Raw genomic sequence first — 17,528 nt, forward strand, 5'->3', positions numbered from 1 at the left:
GTTGGAAATAAAATATGCAGCCGAAAAGACTGCATATTGTTTTATACTTTAAGATCAGCTTCCAATCCTATTAAGTCTTTGTTTTGGTCAATAATCGGCTGTACCTCGTTCTTGACGAATTCTTCCGTCTGAATCGGCGCGAAACCAATAAAGTTCTTAGGATCTAAAACTTCTTTTAATTTTGATTTGTCTAGTTTTAAAGAATCATCATTCAGGATTCTTTCGATAAGGTCATTTTCTTTTCCTTCTTCTTTCACTTTTTTGGAAGCTTCCATAGAGTGAACTCTGATCACTTCGTGGATTTCCTGGCGGTCACCCCCAGCTTTCACTTCTTCCATGATGATATATTCTGTTGCCATGAAAGGAAGTTCTTCCATAATGTGCTTGTTGATTCTGTTCGGATATACTACAATTCCGTTCATGATGTTGTTCCAGATCAATAGAATTGCATCCACCGCTAAAAACGCCTGAGGAATTGTTAATCTCTTGTTCGCAGAGTCATCCAAAGTTCTTTCAAACCATTGTGTAGAAGCTACCATTGCAGAACTTGTTGTCAGAGACATCACGTATTTTGCCAACGCTCCGATTCTTTCACTTCTCATTGGATTACGTTTGTACGCCATTGCAGAGGAACCAATCTGGTTTTTCTCGAATGGTTCTTCAATTTCCTTAAGGTTTTGAAGTAAACGTAAGTCGTTTGTAAATTTGTGTGCAGACTGTGCAATATTTCCTAATAAAGCAACTACTTTCGCATCAATTTTTCTATCGTAAGTCTGTCCGGAAACTCCGAAAACTTTATCGAAACCGAATCTTTTTGAAAGTTCTTTATCTAAGTGTTTTACTTTAGAATAATCTCCGTTGAAAAGCTCAAGGAAACTTGCAGCAGTTCCTGTAGTTCCTTTTACTCCTCTAAAACGAAGGGTTTCAAGGAAGAAATCCAATTCTTCGATATCAAGAACCAAACTCTGTAACCAAAGTGTCGCTCTTTTTCCAACGGTTGTCAACTGAGCCGGCTGGAAGTGAGTGAATCCTAAAGTAGGAAGGTCTTTATACTGAATAGCAAAATCTGCTAAATTCTTCATTACGTTAACCAACTTTTTCTTTAAGATTAAAAGTCCGTCACGGATCTGAATTAAGTCTGTATTGTCTCCTACAAAAGCCGAAGTTGCTCCCAGGTGGATAATTCCTTTTGCTGAAGGCGCCACATCCCCATAAGCGTGAACGTGGGCCATTACATCATGACGGAATTTCTTTTCATACTCTGCTGCTTTCTCATAATCGATATTTTCAGCATTAGCTTTTAACTCAGCGATCTGCTCGTCTGTAATTTCAAGTCCAAGGTCTTTTTCGATTTCAGCAAGAGCTATCCAAAGTTTTCTCCAATTCTGGAATTTGTTATTGTGTGAGAAGTTAAATAACATTTCTTCACTGGAGTAGCGCTCTTCCAATGGATTTTTGTAGGAATTCATTCGTTCTTTTACTTTTTAGATGTACAAAAATACGGTTTTTCAGTGAGAGATAAAAATCCTGTTTTGATGATTTTCATTCATGATTTTACTTATACTTTTGTCTTGAAACAAAAGTATACAAAAGTTCAAGACGGGAATCATCCGCTAAAAATTTGATTGTACTCCTAAAATTTCCAAACTCGCATGGATCATATGGTTCTGCTTCGGTTCTATCTTATAACCCATGCTCAGACAGTGGAAATTTTTTAACGGATTACATTCAAATTTTCCTAACGCTCCTGATTCCTGAGTCGATTAATAAACAACACATCACATTCAACCTTATTCCAACCCTAGCATTGAATTGTTATCATCATAAAAGCCAGAAAAATTCCTAAAACAGCTATAAACATTCCTAATATATTCAATAATAATATTATGAATTTATAACTTAAATTTTTAAAAAATGTTGCGACTGCAGGAATGATAAAAGTATTTGAAATCATTAGCATTATTGAAAAATTAAATCCTCCTTCAAGCGGAGAAAATCCTTTTTTAATAATGTATATATTGGCTGACAGTGTCAGTATATTTAAGATAATGATACTAATAGCTAGTATATAATTTATTCTTGATCGCACGAAAGTTCTGTAATTAGGACTACAAAATAACATTTTTTTCACTTATACTTTTACCTTGAAGCAAAAGTATACAAAAGTTCAAAACGGGAGTCATCCGCTAAAAATTTGATTGTACTCCTAAAATTCCCAAACTCGCATAGATCATACGGTTTTGCTTCGGTTTTATCTTATAACCCATGCTCAAACAGTGGAAATTTTTTAACGGATTCCATTCAAATTTTCTTAACGCTCCTGATTCCTAAGTCTATTGATAAAAGTACATAAAAAAGGCTGCCACATTTCTGAAGCAGCCTGTTTTTACATTATTTTCATGAATCAAATTAATCAATAAGTCCACATGGTGATCCTACTGAGATACATTTTTTTACAAATGAACACCAGAAATATCCTGGCAGACACATTGGGATGCCTCCCTGAACAGTTTTTAATTCTCTTTTTGAAAGTTTTCTTAGATTTTTCATAGTCTTATTTTTCTGATTTTTTCCTACTCTATATGCTTTTCGGATTACGCTTTAATTTGGTAATACAATATACATGTTTTTCGGATATAAAAATATAATCTACTCATTTTATATAGTTTACAAATAAATCATTTATCAATATTATACTTTATTTTGAATTTAAAGATTCAACAACATCAATAAAAAATGCCCGGATTCATCTTAAATTTTAATGATTTTATCGTAGAATATTATCAAAGCCAAAATACTATTTTTGAAGTCTCCCAGAAAAAATAAATAATATCCAATATAGAAAACCAAAAATAATATCAAATATTATGTTAGCTGATTTTAATTGATGAGAAACTATAATATTATATATAATATCAATTACTATGATTATTCCACAAAACATCACTAAATATATAATTGCTCTTATAATAATTCTACTATTCATACATATCATAAATTACTTTAGTATTGTTTTTTTATAAACAGTAAAGTAAGTAACGTCCTTATTCTTCGCTATAGAATCTCCTATTTTAATTAATGAAATTATTTTTAAATCTTCCAAATAAACTTTATTACCATCTGATGATTTGACAATATTAAAATGAGTCATAAGATCATATGAGTTTGAAATAACTTGTCCATTACAGTGCTGATTAAAATATTTATATTTAGATAGGTTGGGATCAAATATTTTTTTTATAATTTTCCCACAAAGCACAATTCCGAAGAATAATAAAATAATTTTGTTAATATTTCTTTTTAAAAATCCCATACAGATGTTTTAGATCATTTATAAAAGACTCCTTATGGAATACAAGTCCCGCTCATTTCCATATCTCAATCTTATATATTTCCATGTTCAATACTCAATTATAGATCGAACCAAATTGATTTATATCCAAAGCTTAAAAGTAATAAAACTTATATTATAAAACAGAATTATATCAACAAAGCTCACAACAAAAAAACCACTCTTCCGAGTGGTTTGCCTATTCTTAAAATCTGATCTTACTGATAGATTATTTCATCATTCTTTTTGATCTGGTAGCTTTTTTTATAGGGAGTTAAAACATAGCTGTCTTTAATATAATCTCCGCTTTTCCATATTTTCCCTTTTCCCTCTTTATTCAGGATAATACTTTTCGCTGCTCCATCCGGAATAAAAACTTCAGCTTTTTTCATGTCTTTCGTGAAAATTATGGCTGTCATTGAGGTATAACTTTTATCTGAATTTACTTCTTTGAGTTTTATTTTCTGATTAAATGTTTTTATACAATTATTTTTTAACTGTGAATAAGTATATCCTGCAGAACCGATACAACCGTGAACATCTCTATCACCTCCTAGAACAGGAGCCTGTTTTTGTGCAAAAACTAAAGTAGCAAGGAACATTGCACTGAATAAAATTGTTTTTTTCATATGTAAAATTTTTGTTTTCTGGTTGGTAGAACTATATCCCAAAATAGGGTATTAGTTAATTCTTCTAAGGTACAAAAAAAACCACTCTTCCGAGTGGTTTTTCATTTTGAAATCTGATCTTACTGATAGATCACAATATTATCCTTTTTAAGCTGGTATCCGCTTTTTTTATAAGGTACCAATACATAACCATCTTTTTTCCAGGCCTTAGCTTTACCTCCTGCTCTGGTAAGAATGATGCTTTCTGCACCGCTATCTTTCACAAAAACCTCAGCTTTTTTCATGTCTTTGCTGAAAATAACTGCAGCTATTGAAGTATAACTTTCTTTTGGAGCTACTTCTGTCAATTTAATTTTCTGTTCAAAAGTTCTTACACAGTCTTTCTTGATTTGAGAATAGGTATATCCTGCAGAACCAATACATCCGTGTGCATCCCTGTCTCCACCTACTACAGGTGTTTTTTGAGCGAATGCTAAAGAACCAAGGAACATAGTACTCAATAAAATTGTTTTTTTCATGTCGATTTGCATATAATAGTAATTACCGAGGTATTATTAAAAATCATGCCAAAAAAGACATAATACACATTTCTGTGAGTAACTTTTTTAAATTATTTAGTCCAGTTAATTTTTGAGTGTTGAACATTATCAGAACTGGTTCCAATCATGATATCAAATTCACCTGATTCCCAGTCGTATTTCAAATCTCCGTTGTAGAACTTCAGATTCTCCGGAGTGATATCGAAGGTTACTTTTTTAGTTTCACCTTTTTTCAGAAATACCTTCTGGAACCCTTTCAATTCTTTTACCGGTCTTGTAATGCTTCCCACCATATCTCTGATATACAACTGAACTACCTCAGCACCATCAAAGTTTCCATTATTGGTTATGGTAACGGATGCCTGAACAGTCTGATTTCCTTTCGGATTAGTACTGGATACTGCAATATCAGAATACCCGAATTTTGTATAACTTAAACCAAATCCAAACGGATACAATGGTGTATTACACTCATCCATATAGTTGGAACGGAATCTTTGATATTCACATTTATCAGTTAATTCCTGACTTAGCGGACGTCCTGTATTTTTAGCATTATAGTAAATAGGAACCTGTCCCAGACTTCTTGGGAAAGTCATCGGCAGCTTTCCTGATGGGTTTACTTTTCCGAATAAAACATCAGCAATCGCATTTCCAGCTTCAGATCCTGCAAACCATGCATTAAGGATGGCATCAGGAGCATCTTTTACATTGGTTAAAGCCAATGGACGGCCTGTGAAAAGTACCATTGCAATGGGTTTCCCGGTTTTCTTTAACTCATTTAAAAGATCAACCTGTGATTGAGGAATGGTAATTTCTGTTCTTGAAGAAGATTCACCGCTCATTTCCGCAGATTCTCCGATTGCCAGAACAATCACGTCGGCTTTGTTTGCAATATCTACCGCTTCTTTTAACAATTCTTCTTTTGAACGGTTATCCCTATCTGTTTTTTTACCATGAGCCGCATAGATGTCCTCCAGCTTAGCATCATAATCAATATTAGCACCTTTAGCAGAAAGGAATTTCACCTCTTTACCGTAGTTAGCCTGAAGCCCCTGCATAAGGTTTACTGCTTTATCATGTTTTGCAGCAACACTCCATGTTCCAGCCATGTTTAATGAATTGTTCACCAATGGTCCTATTACTGCAACAGTTCCTGAATTTTTCAAAGGAAGCACCTGGTTTTCGTTTTTCATCAAAACCATAGACTGAGCTGCAGCACTTCTTGCAATATTTCTGTTTTCCATGCTGTAAACTTCTTTTGCCGCCAGTTTTGCATCACCATATTTATACGGATCTGTAAATAATCCTAAGTCATATTTTGATTCAAGAACTCTTTTTGCTGCCAAATCAATTTCAGCTTGTGTTACTTTCCCTTCAGATAAAGATTTTTTTAATGTTGTTAAAAAGCCTTCCCCTACCATATCCATATCAACACTTGCTTTCAGAGCTAGTGCAGAAACCTGCTGGAGATCTCCCATACCATGGTCAACCATTTCATTGATCCCGGTGTAATCCGTTACCACAAAACCTTTAAACTTCCACTGATTTCTTAAAACCTCAGTTTGAAGCCATCTGTTTCCGGTTGCAGGAACTCCGTCCACTTCATTGAATGAGGCCATCACAGAAGCTACACCAGCATCTACCGCTGCTTTGTAAGGTGGGAAATATTCGTTGAACATTCTCACATGGCTCATATCAACTGTATTGTAATCTCTTCCTGATTCACCTGCTCCGTATAATGCAAAGTGCTTTACACAAGCCAGAATGGTATTTCCAACAGACAAATCTTTACCCTGATAACCATACACCATGTTTTTTGCAATTTCACTTCCTAAATAAGGATCTTCACCAGAACCTTCCGATACTCTCCCCCATCTTGGTTCGCGGGAAATATCTACCATCGGAGAAAACGTCCAGTTGATACCATCAGAAGAGGCTTCTTTTGCCGCTACTCTTGCTGACTGCTGAATCAGATTCATATCCCATGAAGCAGCTAAACCTAATGGAATCGGGAATGTTGTTTCATAACCATGAATAACATCCATCCCGAAGATCAAAGGAATTTTCAGACGGCTGTTTTCCACGGCTACTTTCTGAACTGCTCTGATTTTTTCTGCTCCTTTTATATTGAATAATCCACCCACTAAACCTTGTTCAACTTTTTTACCGATGTCTGAGCTTTTAGCAAGACCTGTCGTAAAATCACCTGAACTTGGTAAGTTAAGCTGGCCGATCTTTTCATCTAATGTCATTTTTGACAAAAGATTGTCTACAAATGCTTTCTTTTTAGCCTGATACTGAGCCGTCTGATAGGACTGAACGGGCTTCGTTACCATTTCCTGTGCGGAAAACACAGGTGCCAATGCTAAAGTGGCGATTACAATTAACTTTTTCATAAATCTATCTTCTTAAATTATTGTTTATATTTTTAGTTTTAATTCGATGGGTTTATCTTTCGATCATTGTGTGTCAGGTCATTTTTGCTTCTTTTTAGACAGCATCCATTCATAAAGCAGCGGATTTGAATAGGCAGAATCCCACGAGTTATGATTATCATTCGGGAAAATAACCAATTCCGCAGATGGATTTACGGGATGCAGTTTTTGATAAAAATTAAAAGCATTGGCAGGCAGAACAATATCATCCATTCCGCCATGAAATATTTTCATATTCAAATCCTTAAACTGATTAATATTGGCCGTCATTACCTGATCTGTAGGAGCGCAGACTGAAGCTACCGCTGCAAACATTTCAGGATGCTCCATGGCCAGCTTTAAAGTTCCCCATCCTCCCATAGAAAGTCCTGTAAGGTAAATACGGGAAGCATCAATTTTATATTTTTTCTGAATTTCCTTGATCAGATTATAAACGGTAACGGTATCCCACCATGATCCCTCCGGACATTGAGGTGCCAGAATAGCAACGGGTTCTTTGATCAGGTTTTTATAGGTAAACGGGCTGTGTGCCTTTACCAGATCAAGATTATTTCCGCGCTCTCCTGAACCGTGAAGAAAAACAATCAAAGGCACATTCCCTTTCGCATTCTGAGGATAGTCCAGAATGTAGGATATTTTTTCCTGCCTTTTAATTTCTTGATTCAGTTCTGCTTTTATTTCCTGTCCGCTCAGCTGTAATGAGAACGGCAGCAGTAAAAGAGGAATATATTTCAGTTTTAGTTTCATATTATTAAGTTTTGGCTAAAGCCATGGATTTGAATCTTTTTATTTTTAAACGGGCTTTAGCCCGTTTCTATTGAATTTACTTAATTCCATATTTAGCTGACTGGAAACTTAATTTTTTCAATCCCTGCTGAATTTCAGGAGCATTCATAAACAGCTTCCAAAGGAATCCTGATCTGTAGTTTTCGATCATTGGAGCTATTGTTCCCTGATCTATCGCCAGATATCTTGGTGTAAACCAGTTGTCGTAATTGACTGAAGTAGCATCATAAGGTCCCGCAGATCCTATGAATTCAGGTTTTTGGGTATAAATGAATCTCAGGAAAGCCATTGATTCTTTCGGAGTGTAGGGAAAACTACTCAATGCGGCTGTAGGTGTTATCACACCGTTGTCATTATTACCCGGCATATGAGCTGTATAACCAGTGCTTCCATCCTCATTTCTGGTATAACCGGCTGTAAGTCCCCAGTAGTTAGGTCCATAACCTTTCCATTGTTTTGGGTTTTCAACACAGTATTTGTAGTCGATAAGGGTTTGATTTTTATTGATGTCAAAGTAGTTTTTTACAAGCTTATCAGATAAGCCTGTAGGATCTAGTCCGATATATGAATATTGAGCCCAGAAAAGAGGTCCACCATATTCTTCAGCGTAGTTGTGTTTTACATACAAAGGTAATCCGTATTTTGTTTTGTCTGTAAGGTAGGTTCCGTTTCTCGTCCAGCCTTTATAATACGTTTCTGCATCAATGGAATATGTAGGTGAAGATGCGGCCAGAATATAGGTAATAAGACATTCATTATATCCTTCCAGAGGAAAATTCATTTCCCATTGGTATTCCGGTGACCAGTGCCAGTAAAGAACTTTTTCGCCTCCTTTGGTATACCAGTTCCACTGAATTCCTTTCCATAGTTCATCACATTTTGCTGCCAGTGCTTTTTCTTCTGCATTTCCGTTTTTAAAGTATTCACGGACCATCAGTATTCCCGAAGTAAGGAATGCGGTTTCCACAAGATCTCCGCCATTATCTTTTTTGCCAAAAGGAACCGTCTTTCCGGTTTCCCCATTGATCCAGTGTGGCCAGGCTCCTTTGTGACGGTCTGCCTTGGCCAGGAAATCCATGATATGAGTAAGCCTTTTTACCGCTTCTTTTCTCGGAACAAATCCTCTTTCTGTTCCCACAAGAATAGTTGCCAGCCCAAAGCCTGAACCTCCTGTAGTGATAACATGTTTATCATTATCCGGATAGATATTATCTTCGTGATAACGCTCTCTTCCTAACATTGAATTAGGTTCTGCATAATCCCAGAAATATTTCAGAGCATCTTTTTGTACTCTATCCATAAGCTGTTCATCAGTAATATTACTTTTTACAGCTTCAATTTTTCCAACTTCCTGTTTTGCTGCAGGAGCATTTTTACAGGAATACACAAAAAATAAAGAGGTGATAGCAATTGATAATACGTTCCTTTTCATGAGATCTCTTGTTATAGGTTCTAAAAGAAGAGGAGAACTTTCATTCTCCTCTAATGTTTATGATTTATTTAATATCCAGGGTTTTGAACGAAAAGTCCGTTACTCTGATTCATTGCATCTAATGGAATTGGGAAAACTTCATTTTTCCCTGTTTTAAATCCTTTAGCGCCTAAATAAGTAGCCGCCTGACCCGTTCTTACCAAGTCCGGGAATCTATCCATTTCCATAGCGAGTTCTACTCTTCTCTCCTGCCAAATTGCAGTTCTAAGTGCTCCTTGACTGGAAGCTGTCGTATTACCAAGCTGAGCTCTGTTTCTTACTTTATTAATATTAGTAGTTGCAGCAGCCGTATTACCTAATTCATTTGCAGCTTCTGCATTGATTAAAAGAATATCAGCAAATCTTAGAATTCTTATATTCTGAATAGAACCGTAACCACATGCATTATTATTTAAAGATGTTGGTACATATACTTTTTGGTTCCACATATTACCTGCCTGAGGGTCACCTTTCTTAATCAAATCTCCTTCAAGAGTGGTTTCACCTTCTCTTAAGATGCTCAATTCTTTTCTGATATCTCCTGGTTCAAATGCATTTTCTAACGCCTGAGTAGGTGTAAAGAAGCCCCATCCGAACTGATTTCTTACCCCTTGAACTTCTGCATACTGACTACCGCCAAATGCTGCAGAACATTCACAGTTAACCTCAAAAACAGATTCTGATCCAAATTCTCCAGCCGGTCTGAACAAATGATTAAAATCCGGATCTAATGAATATCCCATACCAATAACCTGATTAGAAGTATCATAAGCTTTTTGATAATCTTTCATATAAAGATATACTTTAGAAAGTAACCCTAAAGCTGCTCCTTTTGTTACTCTTCCACGATCTGCGGCAGAATAAGTCTGAGGTAAAACTTCAGAAGCTGCAAGAAGATCTGATACAATAAAATTATAAACTTCTGCTGTAGAATTTCTAGTTTTCAGATAGTTACCATCTGCAGGTAATCCATCATAAATCGGAACACCACCATAGATTCTTACCAAATTAAAATAGAAATAAGCTCTCAGCATTCTGGCTTCAGCTACCAATCTATTTTTAAGCGTGGCATCCATATTTATTTTCGGAACGTTTGTAATAACCTGGTTTGTTCTATTTACAGCCTGCCATTGTCCAATCCAATAGCCTCTTACTCCATCATCACTCACAGTGAAGGTAAAGTTGTCATATGCATTGATAAAAGATGCATCCCCAGGATTAGATCCTTTTTCTACATCATCACCAGTAACTCCAAATACAAATTGTGCAGGAAAGCCTGAGTTCTCCCAACTTCTTAAAAAGCTATAAATAGCACTGGTAGCCTGCATGGCATCATCTTGAGTTGTGAAGAAATTACTTGCATCCGTTTGTCCTTCATCTTTAATATCCACAAAATCATTATTACAACTTATGATTAAAGAAAGTATGGAGAGTGTTAAAAATATTTTTTTCATGATCTTTAATTAAAATGTTAAATTCATACCCATTGTATAAATAGCAGAGATTGGGTAAATATTATTATCAATTCCCATCTGTACTCTATCTGTATTTGTAATCTCTGGTGAGAAACCGTGATATTTAAAACTAGTCCATGGATTCTGTGCGCTTACATATAGTCTTAATTTTGTGATTGAAAGTGCTTTTGCAAATGCTTTTGGTAAATTATATCCAATCTGAACATTTCTTAATCTGATATAGCTACCATCTTCTACATAAAAACTATTTGGTAAAATGATAGACTGGTTGGAGGTAATCATTGCATTCGTATTAGAAGTACCCGCTCCATGCCATCTGTTATTATACATATCCAAATCCCATGTTTCGTTTCCAAAACGCTGTTCACGGTTATAGTTGTATATTTTGTTTCCAAATACACCTTGGAAATCAACAGCAATATCAAAATCATAGATATTAAAATTAACTCCAAAACCATAAGTTCCTTTAGGAATTGGACTTCCTAAGAATGTTTTATCTCTGGTATCAATGGTACCGTTACCATCCTGATCTGCAAATTTGAACCATCCTGCTTTTGCTCCAGGTTGTCCTGAAGCCACAGCTTCTGCATCTGTCTGGAAAACACCCGCAACCTGATAACCATAATAAGAACCTACTGCCTGACCAGTCTGTAATCTTACAATAGAATTTCCGAATAAACTAGCTCCAGTTTCTAAATAAGATCCACCATAAACTGATGTAATTTCATTTTTAAGAGAAGTAAAGTTTCCATATATTCCAAAAGTAACATTATCACTAAGTTTAGTATTATAATTAACAGAAACTTCAAAACCTCTATTGTTAAAAGAGTAAGCATTAGTATAAAAATCTTTCCAGTTACTTGCACCAGAAACTGTTCCTTGCGTTATGGCATAAACCACATCTTTGGAGTCCTTATCATAATAAGCAGCATCTATTTTAAGTTTATTATTAAATAATGCCATCTCCAAACCAACATCTTTTCCTACTGTTGTTTCCCAACCGATATTTGGATTTACAAACTTGTCAATAGTCTGAGCCGGATAACCTGAATTACCAAAATAAGCACCACCACCAATAATAGTCGTATTTGCATTAAATTTCCTTTGTACATTCGGATTTCCTAATTCCCCATAACTTGCTCTCAGTTTTAGTAAGTTGAATACATTCTGCTCACTCATAAAGTCTTCCTTAGATATTACCCACCCAACACTAACTGCAGGAAAAGTTCTGGCTCTATCAACACTAATTTGTGAACTGGCATCTCTACGTAAAGAGGCATTTAATAAGTACTTTCCTTTGTAATCATAATTTAATCTTCCAAAGAAAGATTCAATTCTTTGCTGGTCCTGGAAAACACCCGAAACAACGGCATCATCCCTATCAATACCTTCCACATGAACGATGTCTGTTCCGTTTGCTATATTTAAAGAACCATTAGTTCCGTCATAGTTAACACTTCTGGCAGACCAATAATCTTGTGATAAAGTAGTTCTCGTTCTTGAAAAACCTGCAAGTACATCAAAATTATGATTACCAAATTTCTTTTTCCAATTGATTGTGTTATCCCAGACATAATTACTATTTCTAAAATTCCTTGTAATCAATGTAGATTTCACCTGGCTATCAACGGGAAAATAAGTAAGTGTTGGTGTATATTCATATTGACTAGGATTATAATTATCACTAGAATAGCTGATTCTAAACGTGAAATCTTTTAGAAACTTCAATTCTCCCCATATATTATTAAGCAGTCTCTCCTGTCTTACCTGAGAACGATACAAATCCAGTTTAGCTCTCGGATTTGGTATAGAATATCCATTAAAAAATTGGTAATTGCCTGTACTGCCATTCATCACCGAAAATATGGGAGGTGCATTATACGCATCTAAAAGAGGGTTCTGAGCCACATCGGTACGCATTTTGGAAAAACTGAAATTATCTCCAATGGTAATATTGTCTGTAATTTTATAACTAAGATTTAATTTTGTATTAAATCTGTTAAAACCACTACCGGAATTAATTCCCTGACCTGCAGCCAAGTTACCTTCATCCTGCAGATATCCTATACTACCATAATAGTTTAATTTTCCTAAACTTCCTGTTGCTGAAAAGTCATTGGCATTAATGATACTGGTACGGAAAATCTCATTATACCAGTTTGTATCCGCAGGAAAATTAGCTCTGGAGATTGATCCTGTAGGATCTCCGTTGTTATCATTCAATAGCTTTTCATTATACAACTGAATGTACTGATCAGAATTGACCATTTTAGGAATGTTAGTTACCTTTTTAATCCCTATATATGAATTTACGTTAAAAACAGGCTTCCCTTTTCCTGTTTTCGTTTTTATAATAATAGCACCATTTGCAGCCTGAGCTCCAAAAATCGCTAAACTCGATGGATCTTTCAGAACACTCATTGATTCAATATCCTGCGAATTCAGATAAGAAATATCTGTTGTTATCATACCATCTACAATAAAAACAGTATTTCCCGTTAAGGAACCAACTCCTCTGATGTCTACTCGTGGAGATGCTCCCGGAGTCCCTGTATTCGTAATATTTACACCAGCAAGCCTACCTTGTATTGAGCTTATTGGGTTAGCGTTCGGTTTATCAGCAAGGTCCTTTGCAGAAACCATTCCGATACTTCCCGTAACGTTTTCTTTTTTCTGAGATCCATATCCGATCAAAACTACCTCCTCGATCTTCTGCTCTTTGGCAGTAGTATCTTTTGGAGTAGTCTGAGCATTGACGTTCATACCGAAGTACAAAACAGCAATGAGACATGAATACTTTAAATTACTTTGTTTCATATAGTTTCAATTTTATTCAAATAAATTCAATTTTGTACCTGTCTCTAAATAGTGGAGTTATTTAAAATCTCAAAAAAAGACATTAGCCAAAAATAGAAAAAATATTGAACAATGTTAAACTATCTTAAATATTTAAAAATTATAAAGTTTTACTGTATTAAAATTGACAAAGTTCTAAATTTTATAATTTTATATTTAAAATAATTATTAATTATCAATCATTTTATTAATTATAAATTAACATTTTTAATACAAAAAATCACCAAATCCTGTTGCGAGCTTAATATTTTGTTAAATAGAGAATAGTAATTACCTTTGGTGCAGTTTTTGAGAAAAAAGCATTTAGAAATCAATAATAAAAAGATCAATGAAAAAATATATCATTGCAGCCGCTCTTATCATAGGAACCGGTGCTGTTATTACCACCAGTGTACAATCATGTACAACATTGGCCACATCAGACATGGGGCTTTCTATTATTAAAAGAATTCTGCTTAATGGTATTGATAAAGGAATGGGTATCTATGGAAATAAGGAAGCCTTTCTGCAGAATAACATGGTAGATAAAGCACTTCCCAAAGAGCTGAGAGACATCAATTCTATGCTGGAAAAGGTGGCCCCGTCATTGGTTGCTAAAGAAAGAGATTATATTGCACAGGCAGCAGCTTACACGGTAAATACTTCAAAACCTATTCTGGAAGGTGCCGTCAACAGTCTGAATGCTCAGGACGTAACAAGAATCATGCAGGGAACTACCGCAACACAGGTTCTGAAAGAAAAAACATCCCAGCAGCTTATTGCAGCGATTGCTCCCAAAGTGGATGAGAAACTGAATGAATACGGGATTGTAAAAACCATCAACTCCGCATTATCTGGAAGCAATTTTCTGGGCAGTCTTTTAGGGGGAAATAAAAACACGGTTAATTCAGGCGGACTGAGCCAACTGGCTTCCGAACAACTGGTAAACGGGTTATTCAATATCATTGAAGATTACGAGCATCAGAACTCCAAATCTCTTCTGGGACCATTTGGAAAATAGGAGAAATTTCGTTATATTTATATTATATTAATAATTGCAGATGGATATATTACAAGGAAATCAACACGCAAATCCTGAAGAGTTTTACAAGTCTTTGAAGGATAAACTGGAGGATCATCATGATTTTCCGGAAGATTATTTATTTAAATTTATTATTCCTACAGACCAGTCAAAACTTACTGAAATATACAGAGTTTTTGACGGCATTAAATTTACACTGGGAAACCGCGAAAGTAAAAATGGAAAATACACTGCCTGCAACATCAATGCATTTGTTTTGGATGCAGACCAGGTTGTGAATATTTATAAAGAAGTAGCAAAAATAGAAGGCGTTATTCTATTGTAAAAACAGGAACCGTTTCATAGTAATGAAGCGGTTTTTTATTGTTTAAAAATGTAAATAAAAACACTATGAACATCCAACTGGTCCTATTTAATATTATTTTAATCACTTCTGCAACAAGCTGTGTTCACAAAAACAACAGTGAAAACAACACCACAAATATCACCACTGCAGTACAGCAGCAAAAGATTGAACAGATTCAGTTAGCAGAAAGAACGAGAGGATTTAGTAAGAGCATTGTTTTTACTCCTTCATTAAAAACAACAAATACAAACGAAGACATCGTCAATACTAAAGTATCTTCTGCTGAATGGAAAGTGGTTTCCAAGCTCGCTGAAACCCTTGACTTATCTAAGATATCTGATCTTCAATCCCCTACTACAGGCAGACATTCTGATCGTGCGATGGCCGCTTCTATTATTATCACTTCCAACGGAAAAGAGTATACTTCTTCAAGTTTTGATTCCGGGCACCCACCAAAAGAACTGGAAGCTTTATATAATGCGATCAACAGAACTGAAAAAACGAAAACCCAATAAAATAAAAATCCGCTCTTTTACAGAACGGATTTTTTTGATATATGTATTTATTATTTTTCAATAAAAAATTTCACATTTTCAATAGGCCTTCCCAGCATCGCGACTGAACCTTTTACCAAAATTGGTCTTTGGATCAGAGAGGGATTTTCGGAGAGAATTTTCAGCCATTCTTCTTCTGAATAATTTTTATCTGCATAATTCTCAACATACAGCTTATCTGTCTTGCGGATGATATGAAAAACACTTTGGTTAAGCTTTTTCAGCACGGTTCTGAGCTCAAGAATACTTAGTGGATCTTCAATGATATTAATGATCTCAAAAGACACTCCGTTTTCGTCAAGATACTCCAGTACGGCGTTTGACTTTGAACAGTTCCCGTTATGTAAAACTTTAACTACCATGATAAATTATTCAAAAAATTAAACTCTCTCAACAAATTTAGAAAGAATTCAACAGAGTCTATCTTAATGTTCTGATAAAAATATGTTAAAACAACCCGTGAAGTTCTGCTTCAATTTTCTCCAGAATGAGCCCGAAATCTTCCGGCTTTTCCACAAAATCAAGGTCATCTACCTCAACGACAAGAAGTTTCCCTTCTGTATAGCTGGAGATCCATTTTTCATATTTCTGGTTCAGTTTTGAAAGGTATTCAATACTGATAGAAGCTTCATATTCCCGACCTCTTTTATAGATTTTTTTAACCAGATTGGGAACATCAGATTTCAGATAGATCAGTAAGTCCGGAGCCGATACAAAAGACTTCATCAGATTGAAAACCGATGAGTAATTATTGAAATCCCTGTCCGAAAGAAGATTCATATCATTTAAGTTTTCTGCAAAAATATGGGCATCTTCATAAATGGTACGATCCTGAATGATGTTTTTACCACTTTCTCTGATCTCCTTTACCTGACGGAATCTGCTTCCCAGGAAATAAACCTGCAATGCGAAACTCCACTTACTCATATCTGAATAGAAATCTTCCAGATAAGGATTATGATCTACGTCTTCAAATTGTGCATCCCATCCGTAATGCTTGGAAAGCATCGTTGTCAAAGTTGTTTTTCCCGCTCCGATGTTTCCTGTAACTGCAATATGCATAATATTCTTTTTCCTTGTATTTACTGATTAGTTGATAAGTTTTTCGATCCCTTCAGTCTGAACTTTGGAAGTCTCTTCAAGCAATTTCTGCAGCGTATTGTCTGAAGGCTTTTCATCCTTATTCTCATCGGGTTTTTCTTCAGTTTTTTCTACTGGTTTTTCTGTAGATTGCTGTAGAGATTCCGGCTGAGCTTCAAGCTGTTTCTGCTGTTTGGCTTTCTTTACTTTTTCAAGGCTGTAAAGATAGAGTTTGTTCCCCTTGATTTCAAAATAAGAAAGGATATTTTTATCCACAATTTGCGCCTCCGGATCTTCAAAAACCGTTACCATTCCTTTTTCAGGAACGTATTGTGAAATGAAATTACTGGCAACAACCAAAATTGCATCATTCTCTCTTCGAAACCGTTTTCCGTTTTCTAAAGGGGCTTCAAAAAGTTTTTCAAATTTCAGGCTGTAAATTCTGATATGTTTTCTTGTTAAAATATAGACCTTATTTTCATAGACCAGCATATCCGTCATATCTTCAAAACTGATATCAAACGGATAGGAATTGATCGTGGTATCGTTCCTGAAATTATACTGTATCAACCGTTTTGTGCTGTCATCCAAAAGCCACAGCTGCTGCAGATCTTCGGCATAAGCCATTCTGATGAAACCAAATTTTTGCTTAAAATCAAGCCTTTGAATTTCATTCATATTCTGATCTATAAACTTCATTTCCTGAGCATTTTCAGAAAATAAAGGCACATTCAGTGGATTTTGTACGTTCTGCACCTTATAAGGAACAGTAAGCATCATTTTCCCGATCTGTTTTCCTAAAGAATCATATTTAGTAAAACTAAAATCTTTATTTTTATAGATATACAGATTTCCGTAATCATCGGCAAGCATGTCTTTAGCTTCCTTCAATTTTAAAGTATCTAATGGGATAATATTCTGCGCAGAAAATGTGCAGAAAGCAAAAGTTAATATCAGATATAGTAATCTCAAAATTCTTTTTTACTAAAGATAGCGCTCCCT

The 17,528-nt window shown here is 35.2% G+C and carries 16 protein-coding genes; 3 read left to right on the forward strand and 13 right to left on the reverse strand.

The features are described 5' to 3' along the window. Nucleotides 1-41: 41 nt before the first annotated feature. From purB to KYG33_RS06640, 10 genes are all read right to left on the reverse strand, one after another. Nucleotides 42-1,469: an adenylosuccinate lyase gene (purB, locus tag KYG33_RS06595; protein ID WP_047377647.1), complete on the reverse strand. Its 1,428-nt coding sequence runs from the start codon at nucleotides 1,467-1,469 to the stop codon at nucleotides 42-44. Nucleotides 1,470-2,409: 940 nt separating this feature from the next. Beyond that, nucleotides 2,410-2,550, reverse strand: a complete 141-nt coding sequence (locus KYG33_RS06600) for a bacteriocin-like protein (RefSeq protein ID WP_153816321.1) — start codon at nucleotides 2,548-2,550, stop codon at nucleotides 2,410-2,412. A gap of 448 nt (nucleotides 2,551-2,998) precedes the next feature. Next, entirely contained in the window at nucleotides 2,999-3,313 is a 315-nt protein-coding gene (locus KYG33_RS06605) for a hypothetical protein (RefSeq protein ID WP_077416386.1), read from the reverse strand. A gap of 236 nt (nucleotides 3,314-3,549) precedes the next feature. Then, the gene (locus KYG33_RS06610; RefSeq protein ID WP_077418012.1) at nucleotides 3,550-3,960 is read right to left on the reverse strand and encodes a hypothetical protein; all 411 of its coding nucleotides are present in this window, start codon (nucleotides 3,958-3,960) and stop codon (nucleotides 3,550-3,552) included. Nucleotides 3,961-4,079: 119 nt separating this feature from the next. Continuing rightward, a complete protein-coding gene (locus KYG33_RS06615) occupies nucleotides 4,080-4,478 on the reverse strand; it encodes a hypothetical protein (RefSeq protein ID WP_047388733.1) in 399 nt (132 codons plus the stop codon). Nucleotides 4,479-4,570: 92 nt separating this feature from the next. After that, nucleotides 4,571-6,898 carry a beta-glucosidase BglX gene (gene bglX / locus KYG33_RS06620; RefSeq protein ID WP_219072895.1) on the reverse strand — a complete coding sequence of 776 codons (2,328 nt, stop codon included), beginning with the start codon at nucleotides 6,896-6,898 and terminating at the stop codon, nucleotides 4,571-4,573. A gap of 78 nt (nucleotides 6,899-6,976) precedes the next feature. Continuing rightward, nucleotides 6,977-7,684, reverse strand: a complete 708-nt coding sequence (locus tag KYG33_RS06625; protein WP_077416382.1) for a prolyl oligopeptidase family serine peptidase — start codon at nucleotides 7,682-7,684, stop codon at nucleotides 6,977-6,979. A 76-nt stretch (nucleotides 7,685-7,760) separates the two neighbouring features. Then, nucleotides 7,761-9,155: a glucoamylase family protein gene (locus tag KYG33_RS06630; RefSeq protein WP_219072896.1), complete on the reverse strand. Its 1,395-nt coding sequence runs from the start codon at nucleotides 9,153-9,155 to the stop codon at nucleotides 7,761-7,763. A 68-nt stretch (nucleotides 9,156-9,223) separates the two neighbouring features. Beyond that, nucleotides 9,224-10,648: a RagB/SusD family nutrient uptake outer membrane protein gene (locus KYG33_RS06635; protein ID WP_180564019.1), complete on the reverse strand. Its 1,425-nt coding sequence runs from the start codon at nucleotides 10,646-10,648 to the stop codon at nucleotides 9,224-9,226. Nucleotides 10,649-10,657: 9 nt separating this feature from the next. Continuing rightward, a complete protein-coding gene (locus KYG33_RS06640; RefSeq protein WP_219072897.1) occupies nucleotides 10,658-13,486 on the reverse strand; it encodes a SusC/RagA family TonB-linked outer membrane protein in 2,829 nt (942 codons plus the stop codon). Between the two features lie 367 nt (nucleotides 13,487-13,853). Between KYG33_RS06640 and KYG33_RS06645 the strand changes: the two genes are divergently transcribed. The 3 genes from KYG33_RS06645 (at nucleotide 13,854) to KYG33_RS06655 (ending at nucleotide 15,407) form a co-directional block, all read left to right on the forward strand. Continuing rightward, nucleotides 13,854-14,525: a DUF4197 family protein gene (locus KYG33_RS06645; RefSeq protein WP_077416375.1), complete on the forward strand. Its 672-nt coding sequence runs from the start codon at nucleotides 13,854-13,856 to the stop codon at nucleotides 14,523-14,525. A gap of 40 nt (nucleotides 14,526-14,565) precedes the next feature. Continuing rightward, nucleotides 14,566-14,871, forward strand: a complete 306-nt coding sequence (locus KYG33_RS06650) for a DUF493 family protein (RefSeq protein ID WP_047388428.1) — start codon at nucleotides 14,566-14,568, stop codon at nucleotides 14,869-14,871. A 65-nt stretch (nucleotides 14,872-14,936) separates the two neighbouring features. After that, nucleotides 14,937-15,407 (forward strand): hypothetical protein, encoded by a 471-nt coding sequence (locus KYG33_RS06655; protein WP_047388426.1) that lies wholly within the window; start codon nucleotides 14,937-14,939, stop codon nucleotides 15,405-15,407. Nucleotides 15,408-15,457: 50 nt separating this feature from the next. On the opposite strand, the gene KYG33_RS06660 is transcribed toward KYG33_RS06655, so the two are convergent. The 3 genes from KYG33_RS06660 to KYG33_RS06670 all read right to left on the reverse strand — a co-directional run bounded on the left by KYG33_RS06660 (nucleotide 15,458) and on the right by KYG33_RS06670 (nucleotide 17,498). Continuing rightward, a complete protein-coding gene (locus KYG33_RS06660; RefSeq protein WP_219072898.1) occupies nucleotides 15,458-15,808 on the reverse strand; it encodes an ArsC/Spx/MgsR family protein in 351 nt (116 codons plus the stop codon). A gap of 85 nt (nucleotides 15,809-15,893) precedes the next feature. Next, nucleotides 15,894-16,508 carry a deoxynucleoside kinase gene (locus KYG33_RS06665; protein WP_219072899.1) on the reverse strand — a complete coding sequence of 205 codons (615 nt, stop codon included), beginning with the start codon at nucleotides 16,506-16,508 and terminating at the stop codon, nucleotides 15,894-15,896. A gap of 27 nt (nucleotides 16,509-16,535) precedes the next feature. Further along, nucleotides 16,536-17,498 carry a hypothetical protein gene (locus KYG33_RS06670; protein WP_077416371.1) on the reverse strand — a complete coding sequence of 321 codons (963 nt, stop codon included), beginning with the start codon at nucleotides 17,496-17,498 and terminating at the stop codon, nucleotides 16,536-16,538. Between the last annotated feature and the right edge of the window lie 30 nt (nucleotides 17,499-17,528).

Source organism: Chryseobacterium sp. D764, from assembly GCF_019317325.1.
Lineage (GTDB): Bacteria > Bacteroidota > Bacteroidia > Flavobacteriales > Weeksellaceae > Chryseobacterium.